Consider the following 23810-nt stretch of genomic DNA (forward strand, 5'->3'; position numbering starts at 1 on the left):
GATAGTAGTAGCCTCTTACTCGGTGGGCAACCGTTACGGCAAGCTGTATTTAGAAGAGCTGAAGGCAGAATACCCTAATGCAGGCCTGTTTACCAGTCAAAAACGCCAGCTCGACTACCTCTACATCGAAAGCCTGAATGACTTCGACAAGGCCATCGCCCGAATGAAAGAAATCAGAAACAACACCCAATTCAAAAACAGCTGGGTGCATATTGTGAGGTTGAGTAGGTAAGAAGGGAGCCTAACAACACAGAAAAGGGACTACAGCATTTTTGCTGTAGTCCCTTTTTATTTGATCATTCACAATGAGCACTAAAGGGCATAAAAAACCCTGATCGGTTTAGATCAGGGTTTCTCTAGAAAATCGTAATGTCAGATTAATATTGCTGTGAGTCATTTTCTCAATAGTATTTTCTCGGTTTTCTTATTCAGCCTTACCTTTTTTAGCTTTTACAGCTTCAGCCAATTGATAAACCGCCATAGCATACAGTGGGCTATGATTGTAGCGCGTAATTACATAAAAGTTATTCATGCCAAACCAGTGCTCTTCTCCTTGTTCGTTTTCAAGAATAATCATGGTGGCAGGGCTGTTGGCATTTAACTTTTCGGCTGGCTGAAAACCAATAGCGGTATAGTCGCTTACTTTGTTTTTAGGTTTAAGTACCTGTTTATTTAAGTTAGTGATTTTGCGAGTCATAGTGGCCTTTGAAGTTATAGGCTCACCTTTCTCCCAACGATGGACTTTCAAGTAATTGGCTACCGAAGTAATGGCGTCTTCTGGCGAATTGATTAAATCTCTTGTGCCGTTATCTTCAAAACTTTTGGCATAAGCACGGTAACTAGTAGGCATAAATTGGCTGTATCCCATCGCCCCCGCATAAGAGCCTTTTGTGGTTTCAATGTCGAGTTTCTCTTCCTTAGCCAATATTAAGTAAGCTTCGAGTTCCGAAGTGAAAAATTTGGAGCGTTTAGGGTAACCGAAAGAGAGAGTATAAAGCGCATCAAGCACTTTGTAGCTTCCTTTAATTCTTCCGAAGTAAGTTTCTACTCCTATAATTCCTAGAATGATATGTTCAGGAACACCAGTGTCGGCACTCACTTTTGCCAAAGTTTCACTGTTTTCTTTCCAAAACTCAACTCCCGCATTAATGCGTTCGTCAGTAATGAATATTTTGCGATAGCGCCCCCAAGTCATTGTACCCTCGGCAGGCTTCGATATTTTCTCAATAATATCGGCTTGATAAGTGGCTTTATTTAGAATGGCGTTGACTTCTTCAATCGGTACATTATTCTTTTCAGAAAACGACTTAGCAAAGTTCGCAACAGCAGAATCATCTATTTGTGCGAAAGCGCCAAACGAGATGAATAAAAGAGCAGTGAAAGCAAATGATTTGATCATGTTCGAATTTAGGCTTTTTCGAACTTCATTTACAAATTTAGAGCCAGAGAAAGATTTGAAGCAAGGCTTTACTTACCTGATCCTAATACTGATTCAAGGTCTGCCAATAAACCGATGGTCAAATTGCTATCAGAAAAATTGTTAACATCCACTTGTCCGTCTTTATATTTAAATAGCGTTTTGAATGGTGACTTTGGAATGTCTACACCAAGTGCAATACTGTAATTTATCTTTAGCTTTTGGTTGGGATTAATGGCTTCGCTGAAGTCATAATACGTGTTTGATTCTATAATGATAGAATAGTTATCGAACACGGGAATATTATAGTAGAGATTGGCAAATACTTGACCCGATAGTTCATTGCTAGATTCTGCTCCAATCCTCATATTGTCAAACTCCTTGTAAACTTTTCCGCCTATATTCAGGACAGGCTTTAACCTAAGCCTATTACTACCATAGGTAAAATCGACCAAATTCCTGATAAGTTTTTCATAAGAGAAGTTGAACGCCATTCTCCCGCTAGTGAATGTTTGATTGCCCTCTACCCCAAACCTAGCCATCATTTGAGCCTCACTGGCTCCCGAAATATCAAAGTTTAAAGGGTAGATGTATAAATAATTTAATGAGTCTTTGGCATTGGTGCTTACCCTTCCTTTAGCATAAAAGACTAAGGGTTTTTCATTACCAGCCTTACCTTTTGAGAGGTGATAAGACTGATGAAAACTGAAATCTGCATTAAGCTCCATTTTATTGATATCACTTTCGCTTTTAGGGGTGAAACTCCAATTGAATGAATTATTTGCATAAGCATATTCACCACCAAAGGCACCAAAATAGGTTTCCATTAGGTCATTGGTAATCAAAATTTTTCCTAATGATTGGGACTCCAAACTGGTTTTAGGAATGACTAGAGAGCCCGAATTAAGGGTTAGAGAAATGTCAGAATTAGAGCTTAAATAAACATTACTTCCTAAATTTTGGAGCAGCACTAAGTCAGATTTGCTCACCTTGGTTAATTCTACCTGTATGGCATTATTTTGAAAACGAGTTTTTACTTGGGTATCGGGGCTGTTCAATAAAACTGGCTTGCCATTGGAGTAAAAGTTGATGGAGTTTTTGATTGAATCATAAACAACCAATGAACGGATTTGATTAATAGGCGAACCGTTTCCTAAGTTCGAAATCACAATATTTACAGAAGGAGTTAAAGGAGTATTAACTACCGTAGTAAACGAATATTGGGCTTGTAGACTAAACCCAAAACTTAGCAGGAGAATAATAAAGAGCTTTTTCATGATTAACGGGGGCCTGTGCTATAGTTGTTTGTGGTGTAGTCAATACAATCTTTTATGGTTGCCCAATCCGAAAAAATAGAAGGGTTCAAGATAATGTCGTACATGTATTGAGGGTAAGGAGTGCCTCCATCGGTTACAGGTATCCCATTTAAGGTAGACTTTATTTTGTTAAGAAATACGGATTGGTGTGTAGGCTGGAAGTTGGTGAAGCTAAAATCCTCAATATCTCCAGTGAAATCGGCAACTGATAATAACGCAGGCTGCACCACCTGGCTTTTAATAATATCCCTTGTTAATGACATGCTTGGTTGAGTTTGTGTGTCACTAATTTATAAATAAAACTTTAAGTTTTATTCGTTCGGGGAATAATTTAAACTTAAATGCTGCTGAATGGGCCGCCAGTTTTTTAGTTGGTTACCTCAGCTCCACCAAAAATTGCGGTCCCGCGGATTATAAGCTCTTTGTTCCCATCGGCTTGCGGATCTATCAGTTTTCTTTTATCCGACATTCCGCCAAAAATACCAGTAACACTTACCTGTACATTCCAATCTTGAGGTACACGGATTTTCGAACCACCAAACATATAGAATACATCTATTTCATTACGGCCATCGGCCAGTTTGGCTTGGGTTAGGTCTATTGTCGACCCTCCAAAAATTGCGGTTAGAGAGCCTCCTTTAAAACTAGAGCTATTAATTACCTTATCTCCACCACCAAAAATTGCTGTGTCGTTTATTTTATTGGCGTCTAAGTTTCCAGTATTTGGGTCGTACCTATTGTCTTTCGTTTCCTTATTTCGGTTTACTATGGCGATGCCAGCAACTACAAATACCAAAGGCCATAAGTCAAATATGCTAACATCAAGGTTAAACCACTCATCTAGGTTTAACAAAACACCAATCCCCATAAGTATTCCGCCTGTTTTTGCATTCTCTTTGTTAAGGATTAGAATAGCGCCAACAATAATCAAGATGTTTTCCCATTGAAAAATATATCGCCTATAGTGCCACGAAATAATGTCGAGGTTATCTAATAGAAATACTGTACCGATCAGTATAAAGATCAGTCCTACAATGGCATTTCTGTTCAGGTTATTCATAAAAGCGATTTTTCAGAGTTTAAATGTAGAAAGGTTCCTACCTATTTACAATTCGATTAAATGTAAATGGTTTAGGCCTCTGTTTGAATTGAATCAAAACTTATCTACTTTTGCCATCCCTAATTTAAAAACCATGCGCACGTGGTGAAATTGGTAGACACGCCACCTTGAGGGGGTGGTGCATTAAGTTGTGTGGAAGTTCGAATCTTCTCGTGCGCACTCAAAGCCCTGATTTTATCGGGGCTTTTTGCTTTTAAATCGTCAAGTCTTTTTGTCTTTTTTAATTAGATAAGTACTGCCTGAATGTATTGTATTATCATAGCATTACATTATTAAATCCAAGAGGAATTTCTATGGATTTAGGTGTGAATAGTTACTATTTACTAGAGAGAGCGTTGAATATAAATTTTAGTAGTGAAAAAATAATTTGATTTCACAGTTCAAAAAATGCAATTGGTAGTTAAAAATACCCATTACACATTCTAAAGGCCTTTTTCAACGAAAAGGTAAGTGCTCTTATTGTAGGAAATTAAATAGAGTTTTCTATCTTTGACCATTACCTAACACCAAACGTGCTAACTCAATTGTGATCAACTGCTCTCTCAGGCTGTGGAGATTTTTCTCCGTTACTGTGATTGGCGTGCTGTTTCTGATAATTTGCACTCATGCAAAAGCTCAAAATAACAGCGTAGTCGCCAATGGATTCACGCTGACCTTTGTCAATGGTACTACCATTGGGTCGGTTGATGAAGTTGCCACTAACGTTCTTCGCGTAAAAAATGGCACTTCCCGAAGAGTAACATTTAGCTTAGATATTTCATCGCCCGCAGGTTGGTCTACCCTTTCTAGCCGCGATAAGAACTACACCGTTGCCGCCAACGATTCTATTTTTATTCCAGTCCGAATTATTCCACAAAAAAACGCTGAAGGAAACGTAAATTACTTTGTAAATGCCTCGGCTGTTTCAAATCAAAATATATTGCTGGCAAGCACGCCTTGGAATTTAGAAATCAAGAAATTCTCGCAATGGAGGGCCAATGTAGTAGATAAAGTGGCATATTTTCCTTCAACAGCTGACAGCACAAGTTTCAGGATTAATTTTACAAACACGGGTAACTCCAATGAGGATGTGTATGTGTTTTTTTCGCCTCCAGTAAAAGTGAATATTACCGACAGCCAAGGTAATCCAATAGCAGAGAATGCTTTTTCGATGAATCTACCAGTTGGGGTAGATACTACTTTGCGATTTATTGCAAAACTTACTAGTGGAAAAGAAAAGGAAGATTTTTTTTCGGCAAAGCCAATGATGGAGCAAGAGACTGACGAAGGAACTTACCGAGTACAAATTCAAGTGAAAGATAACTCTGGCGGAAGTGCCAGTTCTGGAGGTAGAGTAGAGTTATTAAGATTGGGCAATGAAATAAAAGCTGAAAGCGAAGAGGGTAATTCAAGTATCCCGATTACCATGGAGTTTAATTCATATAATATTCTTTCACAATTCACAAACTTCAGTCTCGATCTTTATGGTGATACTGATTTAGCTTTAAACAAAAACCTCAGATACTACTACCAAACAATCATTTCGAACAGTGCTTACACTGGCACTCAGTTTTTAGGTTCATATCGCTTTGTTCAATACACTACTCCCAAATATCAGGTGGCGGCAGGTGATATTGGAGATAACATGGAGATTCTACTGAATGGAACAGGGATTAAAGGCAATTATAGGTATGATAAATTTAAAGTTGGTGGAATTTACGTTAGACGTCAGCAAAACGGAAACCTTGAAAATTACCTCACAAATATTGGTGCAAGAGTGGGGTATAATGGAGGGAAAGGGATTCAGCTAGAAGCGCAGGCGGTCAGTCGAAAAGATGAGTTTAATGATATTGATGGAAGTTTGGCAACCGTAGAAGGTAGTTACAGAATAAGCCAAAGCCAGAGATTAAGTGTAAATGCTGGTTTTAGCCAAGAAAAGCATACCCAAAGCACCAATCCTTTTGAAACCACAGGCTATGGTTTTGGGGCTAGATATACGGTAACCTATAAGGGTATTAGTTTGGCATCTCAGGCCAGATTGAACAGCCCTAACTTTTTATCTCAATACAGAGGAACCACTTCACTTAATGTAAATTTAAGATACCCATTTAAAGACGGTCAGTTTTTCAGTTTAAAAACAGATTTGAACTCCAGAAATGCCGAAATTTATAGCAAAGGCTTTCTTTTCCCTAAAAATGAATTTAAAAGAAACGTATACGAATTTCAATATGGTTGGAGTACCGAAAGCGGCAATTTCGTACTGTTTCCGCGAATTCATGACGATGAAGTTTTAGGCATTAAAACCTTTACTACAGGCGGGGGTGTTCTTTTCTCAAGTAACATGCAATCAAAATTTAGAATCTACTCTCGGTTCTATACTGGCTTTACCAAAGCAAAAGATTATGATGTAGACCCTTATTTAGTTGCCCGTTGGGAAAATACTCTTAGGTATAAAAACCTTAATGTAACCGCCAGATATTATTATGGGCCATATAATGTTTTAGATAACCTTAGGGTGGTAGAAGATGGTATCAACCCTCAGTCTGCCTATATTTCGGCTTTTGCCAATCTTAATTTCCGAAAAGCACGCCTTTCAGTTCGGCCTACTTTCAATGTTGGCTACGAATCAGTTCTAGCTCGCGTTCGCAGCAATTTCAGCCCTATGCTGACTTACTACTCTAAAAACGATTTTCAGTTTACCTTAACAGGCGAACTTTTCAGAATTAATCAAGGAGAAAGCCCGCTACCAAGTGTAAATGCTTTAGGCGATGGCGTTTTCAATACTTACACCCAAAGCAATTTTTTATTACGTTTTGGAATCAAAAAAACATTCAATGTTAAAAGGCCAGGTAGCAAGAGCCATGACTTGGAGGTTGTAGTGTTCAAAGATTTGAACGGAAACAACAGAAGAGATGTAGGAGAAGATTTCGTTAATGATGCCTTAATCACTGTCAACGATATGGCATTAATGACAAATGACCAAGGGGTGGTGATTTTCAAAAATCTAACCCAAGGGGAGTACAAAATAAAATCGGATGTCTTGTCAAATGTGGAAGGTTGGTTTAAAGGTGATGGCCAAACCGTACTACTAGACAACGACCGTACTATTTTTATTCCTTTAAAACGCGGAGTACAAGTAAAAGGCAATATTATTCTTCAGCAAGCTCAGTATTCGGCTCTGGGAACTGATGGAATGAACCTTTCAGGCATTCGAGTAAATATGACAGATAATCTAGGAAACAGTTATTCTGCTTTAAGCGGGCAAGGAGGAGAGTTTAATCTGTATGTTCCTTTTGGCTTATATACCATTAAGGTGAACGAACAAGCCGTTGATGAACAGTTTCAGTTTGCTCAAAGTAGCTATACCCTAAACGTGAACAACGTGAATGTAAATTATCAGGTGACTTTTTACTTGATAGAAAAATCTAGAAGGATAAATATTAAGAAATTCGACAATAAAGAAGACAATAAATAAATTGATGAGCTCATGAAAATTGAACGTAAATCAAAAAACAGCAAACTGATTACTAAGTTGGCAATGGCCTGCTTACTTATGTTTGTGGTTTTTGAAGGCTATGGTCAAAAAATATCTACCTCACCTACAAGGCTGAATTTTAAAGTTTCACCAGGCGGAAGTGGCCGAGGAAGAATTACGGTATCTAATAACTCAGAAGAAACACAAACCTTCCAAGTGGATTTTGGTGACTTTGATGCTACAAGAGCGGGTAAAAGTCAGTTTTTGCAGAAAGGAGAATTGCCTCGTTCATGTGCAGAATGGCTAAGCGCTGACCCTGCTTTTTTCGAATTGGCACCAGGCGAACAGCAAGAAGTAATGCTGGCTTTGGATGTACCTCAAGATTCAACCGCATTAATGGCGCGCTGGGCCGTTGCCTACATTCGTATAGCCAATGAGCGTCAAGCGCAACAAAAGGATAGTGATGGCTTGATTGTTAATTTAAATCAGTCGTATAGGTTTGGAGTGTACGTATTTCAAACTCCACCAAGTGTAACTTTTTCAAAAGGCGAAGTCATCGATTTTACCCATAAAGGAGAAGAGCTGGTATTGCGACTTAAAAATACCGGAGAAACTTTTCTAAAATGTAATTCCTATGCTGAAGTGACCAATCTTGGAAATGGAGAAACAAGACGTTTGGAATCTAAAAACTTTACCGTTTTGCCAGCGAGCAATCGAGATGTACACTTTCAAATACCAAAAGATTTTCCGCCAGGCCGATATTCGGTGCTTGGGGTACTGGATTATGGTAACCGAGACGAAGTGGCTGCTGCCGAAATTGAAATTACTATACCTGAAAAGGGTAAATAATTCTTTCATGGAAAAAATATTCACAGATAAAATCTGCCTTTCAGCCTTTCAGAGGGGTATTTCTTTTAAAAAAGAAGAAAAATTTCTTGTGAATAGTTTTAGATATGAAAATAAGTCCATATATTCACCTGTCAAAACTTTTAACCTAAACATTAAATACTCATGAAAAAAGTTGCTCAACTGAGAGTGCTGGCTATTGCCGCATTACTCGCTGTTACATCCGCTTTTCAAGCGAATGCTCAAGTTCTACCAGACGATAATGAATTCGTTTATGTAGCTATGGATCTTCAAGGTGTTCTTGATTTAACATTGGCTACAGACCCTAACGTAGAATTCACTTTCAACACAATTCCTAGTTATGTTAATGGTATTATTAAGCCAAACGTTACTGAACTTAGAGTAGAATCTACTGTTCCTTGGGATTTGTATGTACAAGCAGAAACTACTAACTGGGCTCAGTTACAAGCTTTCTCTAGTGCGGGTACTTCTACTGTTCCTTCTACTTTGTTAGAAGTAAGAGTAATTGATGGTGCTGGTACTTCTGCCCTTACAAACTTTACTTCTCTTACCGATACTAGGTTAGATATTGTAGGAACTGTAGGTGCTGGTGACGGTATTGCTGCGGGTACTTACTTAACAACCCCAGATTCACACTTTTTCAGAGTAGACTACAGAATTGTACCTACTTTGACTGCTCAGTATCAAGCTGGTTTTTATGGCTTGAACGTGATTTACACACTTGCAGAAGATTTATAAGAAAGAAATTACTTTTTACTAAGACGTAGTAAAAGTTAGTTCGATTTATGTTGATTGGTAAAAAGAGGTAGCATATTGCTACCTCTTTTAATTTTATATACTTTTATACATGGTTAGAGGCTGGTGCTTCATATTTTTACTTTCACTTATCTCCTCTTTTGCTCGATCTCAAAGCCTTGATATCAACATTACAAGAGGAACAGACCTCAATTTTACTTTTAACACCATCCGGCAATACAACAATGGAATTATTCTAGCCGGAGCAACCGAAATCACAGTAGAATCTAGCGCTCAGTGGGATTTATATGTTGGTGCACAAACCAATGTTCCAGGCAGATGGGATTTACTCGACTCTTATTCTAGCGCAGGTACTTCAAATGTTCCTGTTTCAATACTTGAGTTAAGGGCTTCTAGCCCAGGAGGAACCTCTCAACAGAGTGCTTTCTTTCAGTTACAAGACAACTCATCACCTATTTTTCTAATTGGTTCGGCTGCCGATGACCCGTTGACGGCTAGCGGCATAGGTGCAAATGCTCCGGGCGACCCAAGCAGCAATGCTTTTACACACAGGTTTAGAATTGATTATAAACTAACACCTACTATGGGGTATAGTGCTGGTGTTTATTCTATGACAGTAGTGTTTACGCTTGCCGAAGACCTTTAATTCTCTTTTTCTGCTTTTAATTTAGCTCTATATTCGTGCGTAAAATTGTACGTCATATGAGTATTAATGTATCCCTTCTGAAGAAAATTTGCGAAGAGGCTGGAGCGCCTGGTTTTGAAAAGAGAATTCGCGATTTGGTAATTAAAGAAGTTTCCCCTTTGGTAGATGAGTTGTCGGTAGATAATATGGGCAATGTAATAGCCATTAAAAAAGGAGTAAATAATCCTGATGGGAAAAAGGCCATGGTAGCGGCTCATATGGACGAAATTGGTTTTATAGTAACCCATATTGATGATAATGGCTTTGTGCGTTTTCATACTTTAGGTGGTTTCGATCCTAAAACTCTGACCGCTCAGAGAGTAATTATTCATGGTAAGGAAGATGTAATTGGCGTAATGGGTAGTAAGCCTATTCACGTAATGTCGGCTGAAGAACGTACTAAACTGGCCAAACTATCAGACTATTTTATCGATTTAGGCAGGCCTAAAGAGGAAGTAGAAAAGCTTATATCAATTGGCGACCCGATTACTAGAGAAAGGGAATTGATTGAAATGGGCGATTGTGTTAACTGTAAATCTATTGATAATCGTGTTTCTGTTTTTATTTTGATAGAGGCTTTGAGAAATCTGAAAAACCAGCCTTATGATGTTTATGGAGTATTTACTGTACAGGAAGAGGTGGGCTTAAGAGGGGCAAACGTTTCTGCTCATACTATTAACCCCGATTTTGGTTTTGGTTTAGATACCACAATTGCTTTCGATTTACCGGGAGCGCAACCACACGAAAAAGTGACTGAATTAGGAAAGGGTACAGCCATTAAAATTATGGATGCTTCAACCATTTGCGATTATCGTATGGTGGAATTTATGAAGCAAACTGCCAATTCTGAGAAAATTAAATGGCAGCCAGAAATACTTACCGCTGGCGGAACCGACACGGCTGGAGTTCAGCGAATGGGTAAAAACGGGGCAATTTCAGGAGCGGTTTCTATCCCTACTCGCCATTTACATCAAGTAATTGAAATGGCACATAAAGATGATATTCAAGGCTCGATTGACTTATTGATCGCTTGCTTAATGAAGCTGAATACTTATGATTGGAGTCATTAGCCGGAACTTGAGTGTCGCGGATTAAACAGATTTCATAGTGTAAACTTAGTTTACCAGAGTTATCCAAAAATGAAAGAGTCTGATTTTGTCTGAACTAGACTTGGCTGGAATTCGAATATTGTCGGATTCGAATTTTGCCAGTTGATCATTCGATTCGGCCATCTTTCTCAGCTTATCATCGTCCATCCACTCAGTTGGAGAAGTCTTGATTAACTCTTCAATCCAACCGTTTACTTTAAGAAACCAGAAGTCGAAGTCCTCATTTTGAACATAGCCAATAACAGCGGCATAATTAAGATTCCTACCGTGTATTCCTTTTTTAAATCGTTCAATTGCTCCGTTTGGTTTTTGGTGGCCTATTACATATTCTCTTTCTCTATTATGGCCGGGCGTGGGCAGTCTTTTTGCCTCTATCGAAAAAAAAGAGTCAAACTCATTATAATGTCTATCCCCAACGGTTATTTGTTCATCTGTTGAAAGAGTGCCTATATCTGTTTGTGCACTTATCCCCGAGCTTGGGTCTTCTACATTTTCATGGTGAAAGTAAAATGGATAAGGTTCTGCTACTCGGTTAAGGTATTTGCAAAGTTTATCAGTTAGGGCTTTTTCACTTGCAGTAATTTCTCCTTTGACTTTCTCAGAGAAGTGAGAAAAGTGAGTTTCGATGAATTCAATAACAGCCTTTATGGAAGCGTCAATTTCAACTCCTTCAGAAAGCTCTCCACTACCGATATTTTCAATTCGATCTGCTAACATCAATACCCCTGTTTTCTAAGGTCTGTAAATGTTTCGTCTGCATCTCGTAGAGCAATCGACTGGAGCCAATAACGAAGCTTCTTAGGCTTAATCAGGTAAATGACGTTCCCTTCATACATTCTCACAATGCGGGTAAGTCTTAAACTTGCATTGAGGTTTTTTCTTACCAAAGCTTCCAGGTGATTTTCGGCTTCATCAGCGTTGGAAAAGTCAATGTCAGGTGTGTTTTTGCCGAAATAAAATGGGTAACAGATATAAGAATTGGTTTCGAAGTACTCATATGGTCTAATCGAAGGATAAACCTTACTCAATATACCACAGTAGACTTCTCCATACTTTTGAAGGTTATCTGATTTTACGTTTTGAATTGCTATTGGTGAGCTTTCACCATTTCTTTTAAAATCTACGAGGTAATCCCAGAAGTCATCAACTAAAAGTTTTTCGAATGAATTTAAACCAAAGTTTCCTTCATCAGATGGAATTCTAAAGTTATCCAAATCCCTTTTCTGAAAAGATGACGACCTGCTTATCAAAAACTCTGAGCTAGTACTAGCCATATAAAACATGTTCACCTCAGATTGGGACAATAAATCATATAATTCTATCAACTCATTTTTTTGATCCTCAGGAGCATGAATACCTACAATTCTATCCTTAAAGGTTAAATCCTGCTCAATGAAGGATACTGGCATCAAACGCTCAACAAATAGCTTTTTTATAAGAATGTGTGGAGACAAATAGACATTTTCGTTACCCGTACTGTGAAAATATTTTACTGGGGGTTTATCTTCCAAAGCTGATAAATCAATACCCTTAATAGTCATTGATTCTGTCGGAAGAAATTTTTTGCTATTTATAGCAGGAGATGAAAGACGATCTATAAAATCTTGCAGAGGTTTTTGATCACCATCTCCTTTTAACTTTTCTAATTTCTTAAAATCATTTTTGGTGGCCGCAGTAAAACCCTCACTCATCGCCCAACCCAATTCTTTTTTGCCTTTCAAGAAAGACTTCAAAGACTGATTTTCAGATATCCTCGAAATCAACTGGTGAAATCTACTTCCACCGATAAAATTCGATTTCCAAATCAACGGATCATTCAAAGCCAATCGTCTAGGAATACGGTGAAAATCATATGTATCTAGTTCAAAATAGAGTTTCTCCTTATGAGGTTTAGTTCTACGAACAGTAATGTGTAGTACTCCTTTTTCTGTTGCCTTTTCATTAGTTATGAATATTGCGGCTGTACCAACATCTCCTTTTGCTCCAAATAAAATCCTATTAATGTGTGTGAAATCAACAATCTGTGGGATATTATATTGCTCTAATAAAAGTTTTCTGAATTGAGTGGAGGAGCTGTTATAGAGAAGAGGCCCGGTCGGTTGGATAAGACATACCAAACCTTTTGTTTTACAAAGCCTAACTGATTGTTCAAGAAAGAGAAGCGATACCTGATTATCAGGTAATTTTATCTGTTTGGAGTTTTTATTTACCTTTGATTCATTTCTTTCCAGTAAAGCTTTGCCCTCAATAATTTTTGCAGGTTCTGTTAAGTTTGAATCAAATGGTGGGTTACCAATGATCAGATCAAATTCTTGTTGCAGTTTATTTGATGCTAATACATTAAAGAAGTCGTCATGAATAATATTTCGCTCATGAAGATTGTCAAATTTTAATTCCTCCCAGATTTGTAAAGGGGTTAACTCATCACACAGAGCTAAACTTAAACTGAAGATGGTCAAGTCAGCGGCATCTTTGTTCAATTCAACTCCAAAGATGTTTTCTCTGAGTAAACTTTTGAGTGTGTCTAATGATGGTCTTTTCCAACTATTATTTCTTCTCCATCTATGAATAAGCCTTCTATATGCACCAACAAGAAAAACTCCCGACCCACATGCTGGATCGAGAATTTTAAAGTCAGTAGCCTCTGATTCAAGAGGCATAGATTCATCAAGGAGGAAATTGACTAAAAATGGAGGTGTGTAAACTACACCTCGTTGCTTCCCAAGAAATTCCTCATAGATATTACTAATTAGCTCTACAGGTAGATCATTAAACGAATACAGTTTCCATAAAACCCGTTGAAGACCTTCTGCCTCACCTTCCAGAAACAAGCCAAATCTACTTAAATCAGCGGTTTTGAGGAACTCTCTGTCATCATGATCTACTTGAAAGATGCCCCCATTGAAATGTTCGGCCAAGAAATCCAAAAGGTTTAGATATGCTCCCTTCTTTTCAAAAACATCGGTGAATTTCTCTCCTTTGGGAATGAACTTGCTGAAAAAGTCACTTGGAAACACTTTTCTGCCTTCTTCATCCTCACGTTCTTCCAAATACCTTACAAGGATAGAGGTCACCATTACCTTTCTAGCAATATTGGCGGGTAGGACTTTCGTTTTGATTATGTCCCTTAATGCTTGTTTTAATTCAACAAGTAATTTCTCATATGCGCTATTACTAAACTTAAACTGCTTGCTATACTTTGAGTTTTCCCAGAATGTTCCATTATCAAAAGCCCTTCCAGAAAACTCATCATATTCTTGTTGAACAGCTTTAGAAACATCTGCAGCCAACTTTATAACCTTTAAGGGCTTATACTTTAGTTGATTTCCTTCAGATGGTCTTTCAAAACAATTAAAGATTCTTATGTCTTTTTTTGTAAGCACAAAGAACATTGGAACCTGAGCGGAACTGTAAAGTTGTTTGTGTAACTGAGTTAGCTCTTGTTCCTCAACCCCAATCTTATTTGTGAAATCATAAATGAAAATTTGAGGGATGGAAGGTCTATTTTGAAACCTCCTGAAATACACAAAATCAGCTCTGTATTTCTTGGCGTTTTCAAGAACTAAGTATTCTTCAGGAGCTATGCGGCCTTGATGGTTATGAACAGAGACAAGGCCTGATGTATGATTGGAATCTCCAATCATTTCTAATTTCTTTAGTCCTTCCTCTACTATTTCATTCATACGACATAAAATCACTAAAGTAAGTAGTTTTATTGACTATTTATTTTAGTAATTAGAATTTTATTTGAAACTCAAGTAAATATTAAAACCCAAAATTCGCTTTTCGAGAAACAATGTTAAGATAGTCCTTTTAAATTGTTTATTGGACAAGTTTGACAAATTCTAGAATTAGTCTTCGGTCATCCAAAATTACTAATCACTTCGCCAACTTCAAACCCAAGTAAGCAGCAATCATTCCCACAACAACACTGGCCGCTATATACAATAAAGCTTGTAGTGGTTTGTTTTCAAGTAGAAGAGTATTGCCTTCATAGGCAAAAGTAGAAAAGGTGGTAAATCCACCACAAAAGCCAGCAATAAGCAAAAGGTTGATTTGAGGAGAAAGGAGCTTTTCTTGCGTAGCCCAACCCATCAATAGGCCGATAAGGAGGCAGCCTGCAATATTTACTACAAAAGTACCATAGGGGAATAGGTTAGGGTATTTTGAATGAATGGTATTCTGAATTACATACCGTAAGGCACTCCCTACTGCGCCACCTAGAGCTACAATGAGTGCGTTTTTAATCATTCTTTTACCTCTTTTTTGGGCGCCTTCTTTTTAATGTATTTGTATACTTTATCGTAATCGCTGTTTTCTTGATTCGATATTTTTACATAGCCCTTATTTATGAAAACCAACTTAAGCTGCTTGTATTCGGTTTTATTGGTGTGAATAATAGTTTCTTGCCACGCCCCTAATTCAGATATTTCTTGTACTGATTTAAAGAACCTGAAAGGGTAGTAAACATGAATTTGGTCATAGCCAATTTTCAATACTTTATAATTGAAAATAAGCTTATACAGCATAATGGAACAAACCACCAATAAAAAGCCTAGTAAAATATACCTCCATGTACCCGATGGCTCTGCCAAAACTTGACGCATAAAGTAGAGTGCCCCTATAACGGAAATTAGAGTGAAAACCGTTAGGGAAAAGATAGTCTTACGTTTGGGCTTAGAAATAATCATGTGTTACGAATTAATCAAATCTTCTCTGAATTCGCTAATGTGTAATTGAATGTCGGGGAAAAATAGCCTGAATTCTTCTTCGAACATCGAATAATTTCGTGTTAAATCCTGAATTGATTCATCCATTTTCGAATCGAATTTGGTTCTTCTAGACAAACCTAAAAGCGCACGGTGAATTCCTTTTATTTCGGCATATGCCAAGAGCCAATTGTTTGAAACCATATAAGGTAACATGTGTTGAGCACGAGAAGGCATTTGGTTTTGAAAGGCCAATAGTTGCTTAAAGTGATTTTCAGAAAAAGTTTTCAAATCATCGGAATGAAACTCATTAAAGTTTTTGGCCAAAAAATGGTCATAGAACATATCAACGATTACGCCCGAATAATGCCTGTATTTTTCTGAAAGTCTTTTTTTACTCTCACTTACCACTTCGTGTGAATCGGTAAAACGGTCAATTTCGCGATGTAGCAGCACACCTTTGGCAATATCAGGCTCATAGTCTTGATATTGATTTCCCTTCACAAAATCGCCCAAGAAATTACCAATGGCAATTTTTGAGTGTGACCCTGAGAGATATAAATGTGCTAAATAATTGATGACCTTTTTTATTAGGCCAGTAAGGTAACCACTGAATACTTGAATTACAATTAGCCTTTGGTGAAGATGTTTTTAATGTTTAGATAATCGATAAAATAAACCATTCTAATGGTAATTGAATCCACATTTGGCGCTCCAAAAGTGTTGTTGAAGTTATCGAAGAAACGCAATTGAGTGTCATAGTCGTTTGTACCTATGCTTCTTTTCCAAATGGCTTTAATTTCAGAACCAGGGGCAAATTGCCAATTGTATTCCATGTCTATATTAAAGGCATTGTAGTTTCTGTTATCAACCCTTTCTCCTGAATCGATACCAGTGTAGTTTGTGGCTATGAGTTCGTCATTTTCAGTAAGTTCATAAAACTCTTTATAGTCTACACGGCTCCAGTAGTGCCTCACTCTAAGGGTAAGCCCCATTCTGTTGGTGAAAATGTAACTTCCGTTTAATGTATTGGTGAAATTTCTTACTTCTCTTCTACCAAAAATCACTGACTCTAAATCACCCGTTCCGCTGTCGTATAATCTTCGTGCATAGCCTCTTTCATTATTTTGTCTACTGATTTCCAGATTATGACTGATTTCCGATCGCTCTCCAATCCTAATTCTAGCAGAAAGATTTGAGGAAATGTCCGTCTGGTCCCAATCAGGACGTCTTCCGTACCTTAAATTACCAGATACCCTTACCTGCTTACGACTATCGGTGTTTATGTTTATTCTTCCGCTATGGTAACTTGGCTTTTTAAACACATAGCCTGCAACTCTGGATTCAAAAAAGTCATTGCTAGTTCCAGGGCTTTGGTTGAATTCAGTACTTAAGCTCCAAAAGTTTTTAAGTTGCCCGCTAGCGTTTATACTGTATCTCCAAGACGAGAATTCTTGTGGTTCATATAGTTGTTCGTGGTTTGCATTGAGTCTGATTCTGTAGTTGTTAAATGCTCCTACTGGGCTAAACTGATTAAATGAGAAGTTTGCTCCATGCTCTATTTGGTTAGATTGGCGCAAAAAGCCTAAATCGTTGATATCGTAAGTGTCTGATTCTACATTTCTGTTTATACCGTATTGAAATTGCCCTCTATTCTTACTAATTCCAATATTGTATTTTATTCCACTTTTGGTGTCTTTGATGTCATCTGCGTAAGAAGCTATGTTACTGTAGCCAAAAAAACCAGAAGCACGCCAATTTCTATTGGCATCATTGAGTCTAAAGTTGAAAGCCGTTACGTTGGCATCATCTCCCTTCTTTGCTCTTGTAACATTCGTATTCGTAAGTGTTACACTAGAGTTATTCTTTAGATTTTGATCTAGAACAATTACGTTGAAATTGGTGAGTGGGTCTGCTTCTACTTGGGTTTTTTCACCAGTATCAATATTCTCAACTTCTAGATAGGTGGGTTTAGTAATGGCATTAAAGAACCCAATCCCCAAGCCTTTATTAGTTCGGCCTGTAATTTTACTCGCATTAATAAGCTGCGCGGCATCGGGTGAATAAATAACCGATTCGTTGTTGTTAAGTGCTCTACTTCTGTGGCCAAAGGTGCCCCCAATTCTTCTGGAATAAAATAGGCCCGCTTTATTAAAAAGCTCAACTCCTTCGGTAAAAAATGCTCTGTTTTCGTCAAATTTAACTTCAAACGGGCTGAGGTTAAGTACTTGTCTGTCAGATCTTACTCCACTAAAATCAGGAATAAGGGTCATGTCCAAAGTAAAGGCATCATTAATTCCGTACTTTATGTCCATACCTCCGTTTAGCCTTGGGTTGCTTGCACCAACTCCAGTAGCCCTGTTAACAACGGTTGATACATATGGATATAAAAACAATCGGGTTGGGGGCTTAATGTTTTTAATGTTTTTGACCACACCAGCTTGGTTCAAATAACCTGAAATTTCAGGGTCTATCGGGCTCCAATAGGAGCTTTCATTTAAAGAAGTGTTTTGGCGCATAAAGTTGATACCCCAGTTCTGCACATCTTGAGAACTGAATCTCAATACCGCATAAGGTATTTTCATTTCAACAGTCCAGTACTCATCGTTAATTTTTACAGACGAGAGCCAAACAGCATTCCATCCTGAGTCGTTTCTCCAAATACTTTCGTTGCCACCGTTTGAATATCGGGTGTCATACTGAACACCAGCAACAGTTACGAAAATCCCTACACCGTTAAGCCCAGCATTATAAGGGTCAAAGCTCACCCCAAAATAATCTGAATTACCAATGTTGTCACGGTTGGTAAGCAGGTTAAAAACATCTTCTTTTTTATCATAAAGCTGTGCAACTATATAGATCGCTTCATCATCATAAAGCATTCTTACTTCCGTCTTTTTGCTGGATGGCATTCCCGGATTCGGGCTGTTTTGAATAAAGTCTGTAACTAACGGAGCCTGACACCACACATCTTCATCCATTACACCATCAATAGTGATTTTTTCATTGGTCCTTACCGCTTCAAACGATTTGCGCTCTTGTTGAGCATTTACACTAATGGACCAAACTAATGCTAGAAGTAAGGTTGTTAACTTATTGAAATTCAATGCTTTTTTGTTTGTATGTAATAACACACAAAGGTGGGTATAGTTGGCAGACTTATAAATTCAAATTATTTACGCACCTCATTTTTTGGTGTGAATGGTTTTGGTACACTAATTCCTGAGTTTAATTATATATGATTATTGTATTCAAAAATGTGAATATCAGAAAGGATAGTTTTCAAAACTGAAACTATAAGAGCCTGTATGTGCGGACAAAGAAGAATAGAAGAGGCCAATTTTTATTGCAATGAAATTCTGAATATTCAGTCCTTTCATTTTCTTAATGTACTTTTATGCCATGGATGTTTACGGAAAGGCACTCAACGATTTTCATGCTGGAAAAGAGGATCAATCACTTATACTTAATACTTCTTATGGTGAGGCCGAAGAAATGCCTGTATGGTATTTTTTTAGAAGCTATGAAGAGATGCCTGAAATGGAGCAAATGGCACTTTCCATTGCCGATGGCGACATCCTGGATGTGGGTGCAGGAACAGGATGCCATGCCTTAGTATTGCAACAAATGGGTAAGACGGTTACCGCTATCGATACCTCAAGTCATGCCGTTGATCTAATGAAAAAGGATGGCTTAAAAAATGCCATTCAAGCGGATTACTTCAAATTCAACCAAAAGAAATACGATACCATAATTCTACTGATGAATGGGATAGGTATGGTGGGTAAACTCAACCGATTAAAAACATTTTTAGATCATGCCAAAACCCTGTTAAAACCTGAAGGGCAGTTGATTTTTGACACTTCAGATATTAAGTATTTGTATGAAGGCCAAGACCTACCAACAGACAAATATTATGGCGAAGTAAGCTTTCAATACGAATACCTAGGCGAAAAAGGTGAGTGGTTTGATTGGGTATATATTGATGAAGATACCCTTGCAGACATTGCCGAAGAGTGCGGTTGGTTTTTATACTACCTCCATAAAGACGAAAACGATCAGTATTTGGTCAGAATGATTCCTAAAGAGTACAAATAATTCTTTTCTAGTCTTTTTTTATAGATGCTGGAAAGAATAAAATGCTTTTTCCAGTATTCTTTTTTTGAATAAAGAACCACCGATTTTGCCCGAACCAAAGACTAATTCTTAAATTCGTTTATGCAACACATTTTGCAATCCTACCTCAGGCGATTGACAAACCTTTCAGCGAACAACCGCTCGCTGGTGTTGCTCAAGCTTTTGTCCGATCAGTTTATCGATCTCCACGATTTCGATCATATGGACTTAAAGCCTTCTTTTCGAATTATAGAAGATATTATTGCCCAGAAAGCCACCATTCCGCTTATTCCAAATTCAGACGCTAGAGATGCGCGTTCCAATCAATTGGCTACTAGGTTGAGAAAAGTGAAAAGGAGGGAGCAGTTCCTCTTTGATGAAACTGGGGGTAAAGACCTTTATGTTGGTTGGCCGTTTGTGCAGGGCAAATTTAACGATGGCTCCATCGTTCGAGCCCCACTTATTTTCTTTCCAGTGAATCTGGAAATGAAAGATAATGAGTGGAGCTTAAAGCCAAGAACAGATGTGAACATAACCCTGAACAAAAGTTTTTTAATGGCTTATGCCCATTTTAATAATGTAAGCCTTGATGAAGATTTGCTCGAAAGGTCTTTTGATGATTTCGAAAAGGGAAGTACCGTGTTCAGAACGAGCCTGTATGATTTGCTGGAAGAAAGCAAAATCAGTATTCGATTCGGAAGCGAAATTTATGCCGATAAACTGAACCCTTTTGCTGAATTCTCAAAAGCTGGATTTGAAAAGGAAAACGATCTTGGTAAGCTCAACTTGGTTTCAGAAGCGGTATTAGGCATTTTTCCTCAAGCCGATTCTTACCTTATGCCAGATTACGAACATATGCTGGCCAATTTAAAAGTGGATTCGCTGGAAGAGTTCTTCGCCCAGAAAAACTTTTCAGAACAAAATGACTTTGGAGCCGACTTTGATCCATACCGGTACTTTCTGGATAAGGTAAAAGAAGAGGAAACTTTTACACCTTTCAGAAAAGATGTTTTTCAGGAAAATGCCATTAAGGCGGTTAAAAAAGGAAATTCTATTGTAGTGCAAGGTCCTCCTGGTACAGGAAAATCCCAACTGATTTGTAACCTTATGGCCGATTATATGGCCCGAGGAAAGAAAGTGCTTTTGGTAAGTCAGAAACGAGCGGCTTTAGATGTTGTGTACGAACGCCTTAAAACGAAAGACATCACTGACTTTGTAGGTTTGGTGCATGATTTCAAGAATGATCGGAAAGAGATTTACTCGAAAATTTCGAGCCAAATCTCTCGACTGAATGAATATAAAAGGAACAATACCAACTTAGACGCCATTCAACTCGACCGCACTTTTAAGCAGGCCAGCCGAACCATAGATGATGTTACCGAAACCCTGGAAGACTATAAAAAGGCCTTGTTCGATGATACCGAGAGTGGCCTTTCTATAAAGGAATTGTACCTCACTTCCGACCCCGAAATGGAGTCCATTCCTTTGGTGCAAGAGTACAACCAAATTGATTTCCGAGGCAATCAGTTTGAAAAGGAAATGACCCGCTATTTTGAGTATGCGCAGAAATTAAATGTGAAGGGGCACCCTTGGTCTGAAAGGGTTGACTTCTCTTCTTTTAAGGTTCAAGACCTAAAGAAAATGCTGGAATACCTAGATGAGATTCCTGTAGAAACCAGTCGTTTGGCAGCTGAAGTGTCGGCCATAGTGGAAGAAAAGGTAGATTACGATACCTGCCGAAGAATGGCTGAAAATTTGGGCAAGCTCAAAGACTTTAATGAGTACCTGAAAAACGAAAAGATTTATGCCCTGCTAAAACCCATGATTGGTGTTCCGAATAAGGAGAGCGACTTGCTTTGGTTGGCCAACAATAGGGTTTTGATCAACAAATGTTTTGAAGGCGAAGGGGTAGAGAAAAGTTTAGAAACCAAAGCACTTGGAGAGGTTCAGACTTTATTGAAGAAAAGGGCAAATGCGCGAAAATCGATTATTAGGTCCATTAAGTGGAGTTTTTCCAAAGAGAAAATCCGGTTGGCGAGAATTCTTGTGGCCAATGGGCTTTCCAACACCAAGGAAGATTTTAAAATTCTAGATCAACGCATTGATAACCGTTTGAATCTGCAACATCAAATCACAAAAATCAAATCGGTTGTTTGGATCGAAGCGGTGCCCAATTCTTTTCAACAGGAAGATTTAAATACATGGATTGATCAGCTAGAAATGGCACTAAGGGCCAAGTTGATTTTTGCTTCCTTTACTAATTTCAAAGAGTACTTTCCAGTCAAAAAGCTCTCTGCTAAAGAATTAAAGTCAAGAATAAAGGCCATTCGCACCACCCTAAAGGATTTACCCAAAAAGAGGGAAGCTTGGAATAAATATATACTTCCGGTACAGGTAGACCAGTTACTCCTTTCTTCAGATTTTCTTTCTCAACTAAAGCGAACACTCAAGCGCGATTTCGATTCTATCTGCGAGATGGATCAAATCAAAAGCTCATTAACAGAAGCACGGCTTTCTGGGCTTAAAAAACTGGAGGAGTTGGGCGCAAGAACCACTGCAGAATATATAGCCATTTTCGATAATAGCTTGCGTTTGGCTTGGATCGATCATATTGAAAGTAAACATCCGATTTTGAGGTCGGTATCTACTTTAAAATTTGAGCAGATGATTAGCGATCTTCAGGATGCCGAGGCGCAGAAACTGGAAACGAGCACTCAAATTTTGCTTCAAAAAGCCAGGGAAAAAACCTACGAGCCTGCGGAGTACAATCGCCTGAACAATATGATCACCTATCGGGATCTTGAACATCAGGTAAATAAAAAGCGACAGATTTGGCCTTTGAGAAAATTGATCAATCATTTTTCTGAGGATATTTTTTCTTTGATGCCTTGTTGGATGGCCTCACCAGAATCCGTTTCGGCCATTTTTCCTATGGAAAGCTTCTTCGATTTGGTCATTTTTGACGAAGCCAGTCAGTGCTTTTCAGAAAAGGGCTTACCCGCCATTTATAGAGGGAAACAATTGGTCATCGCTGGCGATAATCAACAACTGAGGCCGAATGACCTGTATCGGGTAAAGTGGGAAGAAGAATCGGAAGAGATGGCGCTGGATGTGGAATCGCTACTAGAGCTGGCAAGTAAATTTTTGATGCAAGTTCAGCTTCAAGGCCATTACAGAAGTCAGTCATTGGCTTTAATCGACTTTTCGAACCAACATTTCTATAAAGGCAAGCTTCAGATGCTTCCTCATTTTAATCAAATTAATGATTCAAAACCCGCCATTGATTTCATCAAAATGGATGGGCTTTGGGAAAAACAGACCAATATACTTGAAGCTGACAAAGTAATTGAATTACTCCTTCAACTCAAGAAGAGCGACACATCTAAATCGGTAGGGGTGGTTACTTTCAATGTGAGCCAGCAGCATTTAATTCAAGATAAAATTGAAGAGCACGGACTCAATGATTGGGAAGGGCTTTTTGTGAAGAACATCGAGAACGTTCAAGGGGATGAACGTGACATTATCATTTTTTCTACGGCTTACGGACGTGATGCCAAGGGTAAAATCAATCTGCATTTTGGTAGCCTCAATATGGCTGGCGGAGAGAATCGGTTGAATGTGGCCATTACAAGAGCGAAGGAAAAAGTAGTGATTGTAACTTCTTTACTGCCAGAAGAAATGAAGGTAAGTCAGTTAAAAAATGAAGGCCCAAAGCTACTCAAGGCTTATTTGGAATATGCCAAAAAGGTATCCGAAGGCGAATATGAACCCACTGTCAATGTTTCAAAAGCCTTTGGTCAAGATTGGTATTTGAAAAACAAACTGAAGGATTGGGAGAAAGACTTTTCCATAAAATTCACCGAAGAACTTCCTTTTGCCGACCTTTCTTTAAAGTGGAGGGGAAAATACAAAGGCGTATTACTGACAGACGACAACGTATTTTATGAAAGCGCTACGGTTAAGGACAGTTTTGTTTACAAGCCATTCTTATTAGAGTCAAAAGAATGGAAATACAGGTTTGTTCATAGCCGAAACTTCTGGCAAAATCCTCAAGTGGTAAAAGAGAATATCGGTCGTTTGGTGGAGGTTGCTCAAGAGGCTTCTTGATTTTTTTAAATGTGATAATAGGGTTACTTAAGTCATATAAATTCTGTACTTAAATGGAGGTTGCTAATTTTTTTATTGAAAGCATCTATGACCCCGAGGCCTCGGGGCTTCTTTCCATGATCCTGAGGCATGTATCGTCCTGAAATAGGTTGAC

Annotated in this window: 18 protein-coding genes and 1 tRNA gene; 9 read left to right on the forward strand and 10 right to left on the reverse strand. The window is 38.3% G+C overall.

Translation table 11 applies throughout. The annotated features are described in order from the left end of the window. Nucleotides 1–232 (forward strand): hypothetical protein (locus OB69_RS18750; protein WP_185096928.1); only part of this gene is annotated, 232 nt, incomplete at its 5' end. 192 nt (nt 233–424) lie between these two features. Here the strand turns inward: OB69_RS18750 and mltB are convergent. The 4 genes from mltB to OB69_RS17830 all read right to left on the reverse strand — a co-directional run bounded on the left by mltB (nt 425) and on the right by OB69_RS17830 (nt 3793). Further along, a complete protein-coding gene (mltB, locus tag OB69_RS17815) occupies nt 425–1399 on the reverse strand; it encodes a lytic murein transglycosylase B (protein ID WP_053225112.1) in 975 nt (324 codons plus the stop codon). A 68-nt stretch (nt 1400–1467) separates the two neighbouring features. Beyond that, nucleotides 1468–2694, reverse strand: a complete 1227-nt coding sequence (locus OB69_RS17820; RefSeq protein ID WP_053225113.1) for a hypothetical protein — start codon at nt 2692–2694, stop codon at nt 1468–1470. A 2-nt stretch (nt 2695–2696) separates the two neighbouring features. Beyond that, nucleotides 2697–2996 carry a hypothetical protein gene (locus OB69_RS17825; protein WP_053225114.1) on the reverse strand — a complete coding sequence of 100 codons (300 nt, stop codon included), beginning with the start codon at nt 2994–2996 and terminating at the stop codon, nt 2697–2699. A 104-nt stretch (nt 2997–3100) separates the two neighbouring features. Further along, a complete protein-coding gene (locus OB69_RS17830; RefSeq protein ID WP_053225115.1) occupies nt 3101–3793 on the reverse strand; it encodes a LiaI-LiaF-like domain-containing protein in 693 nt (230 codons plus the stop codon). Nucleotides 3794–3928: 135 nt separating this feature from the next. Between OB69_RS17830 and OB69_RS17835 the strand changes: the two genes are divergently transcribed. The 6 genes from OB69_RS17835 to OB69_RS17860 all read left to right on the forward strand — a co-directional run bounded on the left by OB69_RS17835 (nt 3929) and on the right by OB69_RS17860 (nt 10685). Then, nucleotides 3929–4012: transfer RNA gene (locus OB69_RS17835), tRNA-Leu, on the forward strand. A 421-nt stretch (nt 4013–4433) separates the two neighbouring features. Beyond that, nucleotides 4434–7307 (forward strand): COG1470 family protein, encoded by a 2874-nt coding sequence (locus OB69_RS17840; protein WP_157608629.1) that lies wholly within the window; start codon nt 4434–4436, stop codon nt 7305–7307. A 12-nt stretch (nt 7308–7319) separates the two neighbouring features. After that, complete coding sequence (locus OB69_RS17845) at nt 7320–8156, forward strand: fimbrial biogenesis chaperone (protein ID WP_053225117.1); 837 nt, start codon at nt 7320–7322, stop codon at nt 8154–8156. Nucleotides 8157–8318: 162 nt separating this feature from the next. Further along, nucleotides 8319–8912: a hypothetical protein gene (locus OB69_RS17850; protein ID WP_053225118.1), complete on the forward strand. Its 594-nt coding sequence runs from the start codon at nt 8319–8321 to the stop codon at nt 8910–8912. 109 nt (nt 8913–9021) lie between these two features. Then, nucleotides 9022–9576: a hypothetical protein gene (locus OB69_RS17855; protein ID WP_053225119.1), complete on the forward strand. Its 555-nt coding sequence runs from the start codon at nt 9022–9024 to the stop codon at nt 9574–9576. A gap of 56 nt (nt 9577–9632) precedes the next feature. Continuing rightward, nucleotides 9633–10685, forward strand: coding sequence for a M42 family metallopeptidase (locus OB69_RS17860; protein WP_053225120.1), 1053 nt, complete (start codon nt 9633–9635; stop codon nt 10683–10685). A gap of 45 nt (nt 10686–10730) precedes the next feature. Here the strand turns inward: OB69_RS17860 and OB69_RS17865 are convergent, their stop codons facing one another. The 6 genes from OB69_RS17865 to OB69_RS17890 all read right to left on the reverse strand — a co-directional run bounded on the left by OB69_RS17865 (nt 10731) and on the right by OB69_RS17890 (nt 18567). After that, on the reverse strand, nt 10731–11441 hold the full coding sequence (locus OB69_RS17865) for a hypothetical protein (protein WP_053225121.1): 711 nt from the start codon (nt 11439–11441) through the stop codon (nt 10731–10733). Then, the gene (locus OB69_RS17870) at nt 11441–14407 is read right to left on the reverse strand and encodes an HsdM family class I SAM-dependent methyltransferase (protein WP_053225122.1); all 2967 of its coding nucleotides are present in this window, start codon (nt 14405–14407) and stop codon (nt 11441–11443) included. Before OB69_RS17870 ends, OB69_RS17865 begins: the two co-directional genes overlap by 1 nt. 196 nt (nt 14408–14603) lie before the next feature. Then, a complete protein-coding gene (crcB, locus tag OB69_RS17875) occupies nt 14604–14975 on the reverse strand; it encodes a fluoride efflux transporter CrcB (protein ID WP_053225123.1) in 372 nt (123 codons plus the stop codon). Beyond that, nucleotides 14972–15415 (reverse strand): hypothetical protein, encoded by a 444-nt coding sequence (locus tag OB69_RS17880; RefSeq protein ID WP_062303211.1) that lies wholly within the window; start codon nt 15413–15415, stop codon nt 14972–14974. Before OB69_RS17880 ends, crcB begins: the two co-directional genes overlap by 4 nt. Nucleotides 15416–15418: 3 nt before the next feature. Beyond that, the gene (locus OB69_RS17885; RefSeq protein ID WP_421979033.1) at nt 15419–16063 is read right to left on the reverse strand and encodes an acyl carrier protein phosphodiesterase; all 645 of its coding nucleotides are present in this window, start codon (nt 16061–16063) and stop codon (nt 15419–15421) included. After that, the gene (locus OB69_RS17890) at nt 16063–18567 is read right to left on the reverse strand and encodes a DUF5916 domain-containing protein (RefSeq protein WP_053225126.1); all 2505 of its coding nucleotides are present in this window, start codon (nt 18565–18567) and stop codon (nt 16063–16065) included. Before OB69_RS17890 ends, OB69_RS17885 begins: the two co-directional genes overlap by 1 nt. 268 nt (nt 18568–18835) lie before the next feature. Here OB69_RS17890 and OB69_RS17895 point away from each other — a divergent pair, with 268 nt between their 5' ends. Further along, nucleotides 18836–19531, forward strand: a complete 696-nt coding sequence (locus OB69_RS17895) for a class I SAM-dependent methyltransferase (protein WP_053225128.1) — start codon at nt 18836–18838, stop codon at nt 19529–19531. Between the two features lie 120 nt (nt 19532–19651). Next, a complete protein-coding gene (locus OB69_RS17900) occupies nt 19652–23656 on the forward strand; it encodes an AAA domain-containing protein (RefSeq protein ID WP_053225127.1) in 4005 nt (1334 codons plus the stop codon). The last annotated feature ends 154 nt before the right edge of the window (nt 23657–23810 follow it).

Source organism: Roseivirga seohaensis subsp. aquiponti, assembly GCF_001267955.1.
GTDB classification, from domain to species: domain Bacteria; phylum Bacteroidota; class Bacteroidia; order Cytophagales; family Cyclobacteriaceae; genus Roseivirga; species Roseivirga seohaensis.

Coding starts and splice junctions, on each gene's coding strand:
- OB69_RS17870 (WP_053225122.1), bottom strand. CDS start 14,407: ATGAATGAAATAGTAGAGGAAGGACTAAAGAAATTAGAAATGATTGGA.
- crcB (WP_053225123.1), bottom strand. CDS start 14,975: ATGATTAAAAACGCACTCATTGTAGCTCTAGGTGGCGCAGTAGGGAGT.
- OB69_RS17850 (WP_053225118.1), top strand. CDS start 8,319: ATGAAAAAAGTTGCTCAACTGAGAGTGCTGGCTATTGCCGCATTACTC.
- OB69_RS17880 (WP_062303211.1), bottom strand. CDS start 15,415: ATGATTATTTCTAAGCCCAAACGTAAGACTATCTTTTCCCTAACGGTT.
- OB69_RS17830 (WP_053225115.1), bottom strand. CDS start 3,793: ATGAATAACCTGAACAGAAATGCCATTGTAGGACTGATCTTTATACTG.
- OB69_RS17860 (WP_053225120.1), top strand. CDS start 9,633: ATGAGTATTAATGTATCCCTTCTGAAGAAAATTTGCGAAGAGGCTGGA.
- OB69_RS17865 (WP_053225121.1), bottom strand. CDS start 11,441: ATGTTAGCAGATCGAATTGAAAATATCGGTAGTGGAGAGCTTTCTGAA.
- OB69_RS17845 (WP_053225117.1), top strand. CDS start 7,320: ATGAAAATTGAACGTAAATCAAAAAACAGCAAACTGATTACTAAGTTG.
- OB69_RS17825 (WP_053225114.1), bottom strand. CDS start 2,996: ATGTCATTAACAAGGGATATTATTAAAAGCCAGGTGGTGCAGCCTGCG.
- OB69_RS17820 (WP_053225113.1), bottom strand. CDS start 2,694: ATGAAAAAGCTCTTTATTATTCTCCTGCTAAGTTTTGGGTTTAGTCTA.
- OB69_RS17900 (WP_053225127.1), top strand. CDS start 19,652: ATGCAACACATTTTGCAATCCTACCTCAGGCGATTGACAAACCTTTCA.
- mltB (WP_053225112.1), bottom strand. CDS start 1,399: ATGATCAAATCATTTGCTTTCACTGCTCTTTTATTCATCTCGTTTGGC.
- OB69_RS17855 (WP_053225119.1), top strand. CDS start 9,022: ATGGTTAGAGGCTGGTGCTTCATATTTTTACTTTCACTTATCTCCTCT.
- OB69_RS17895 (WP_053225128.1), top strand. CDS start 18,836: ATGGATGTTTACGGAAAGGCACTCAACGATTTTCATGCTGGAAAAGAG.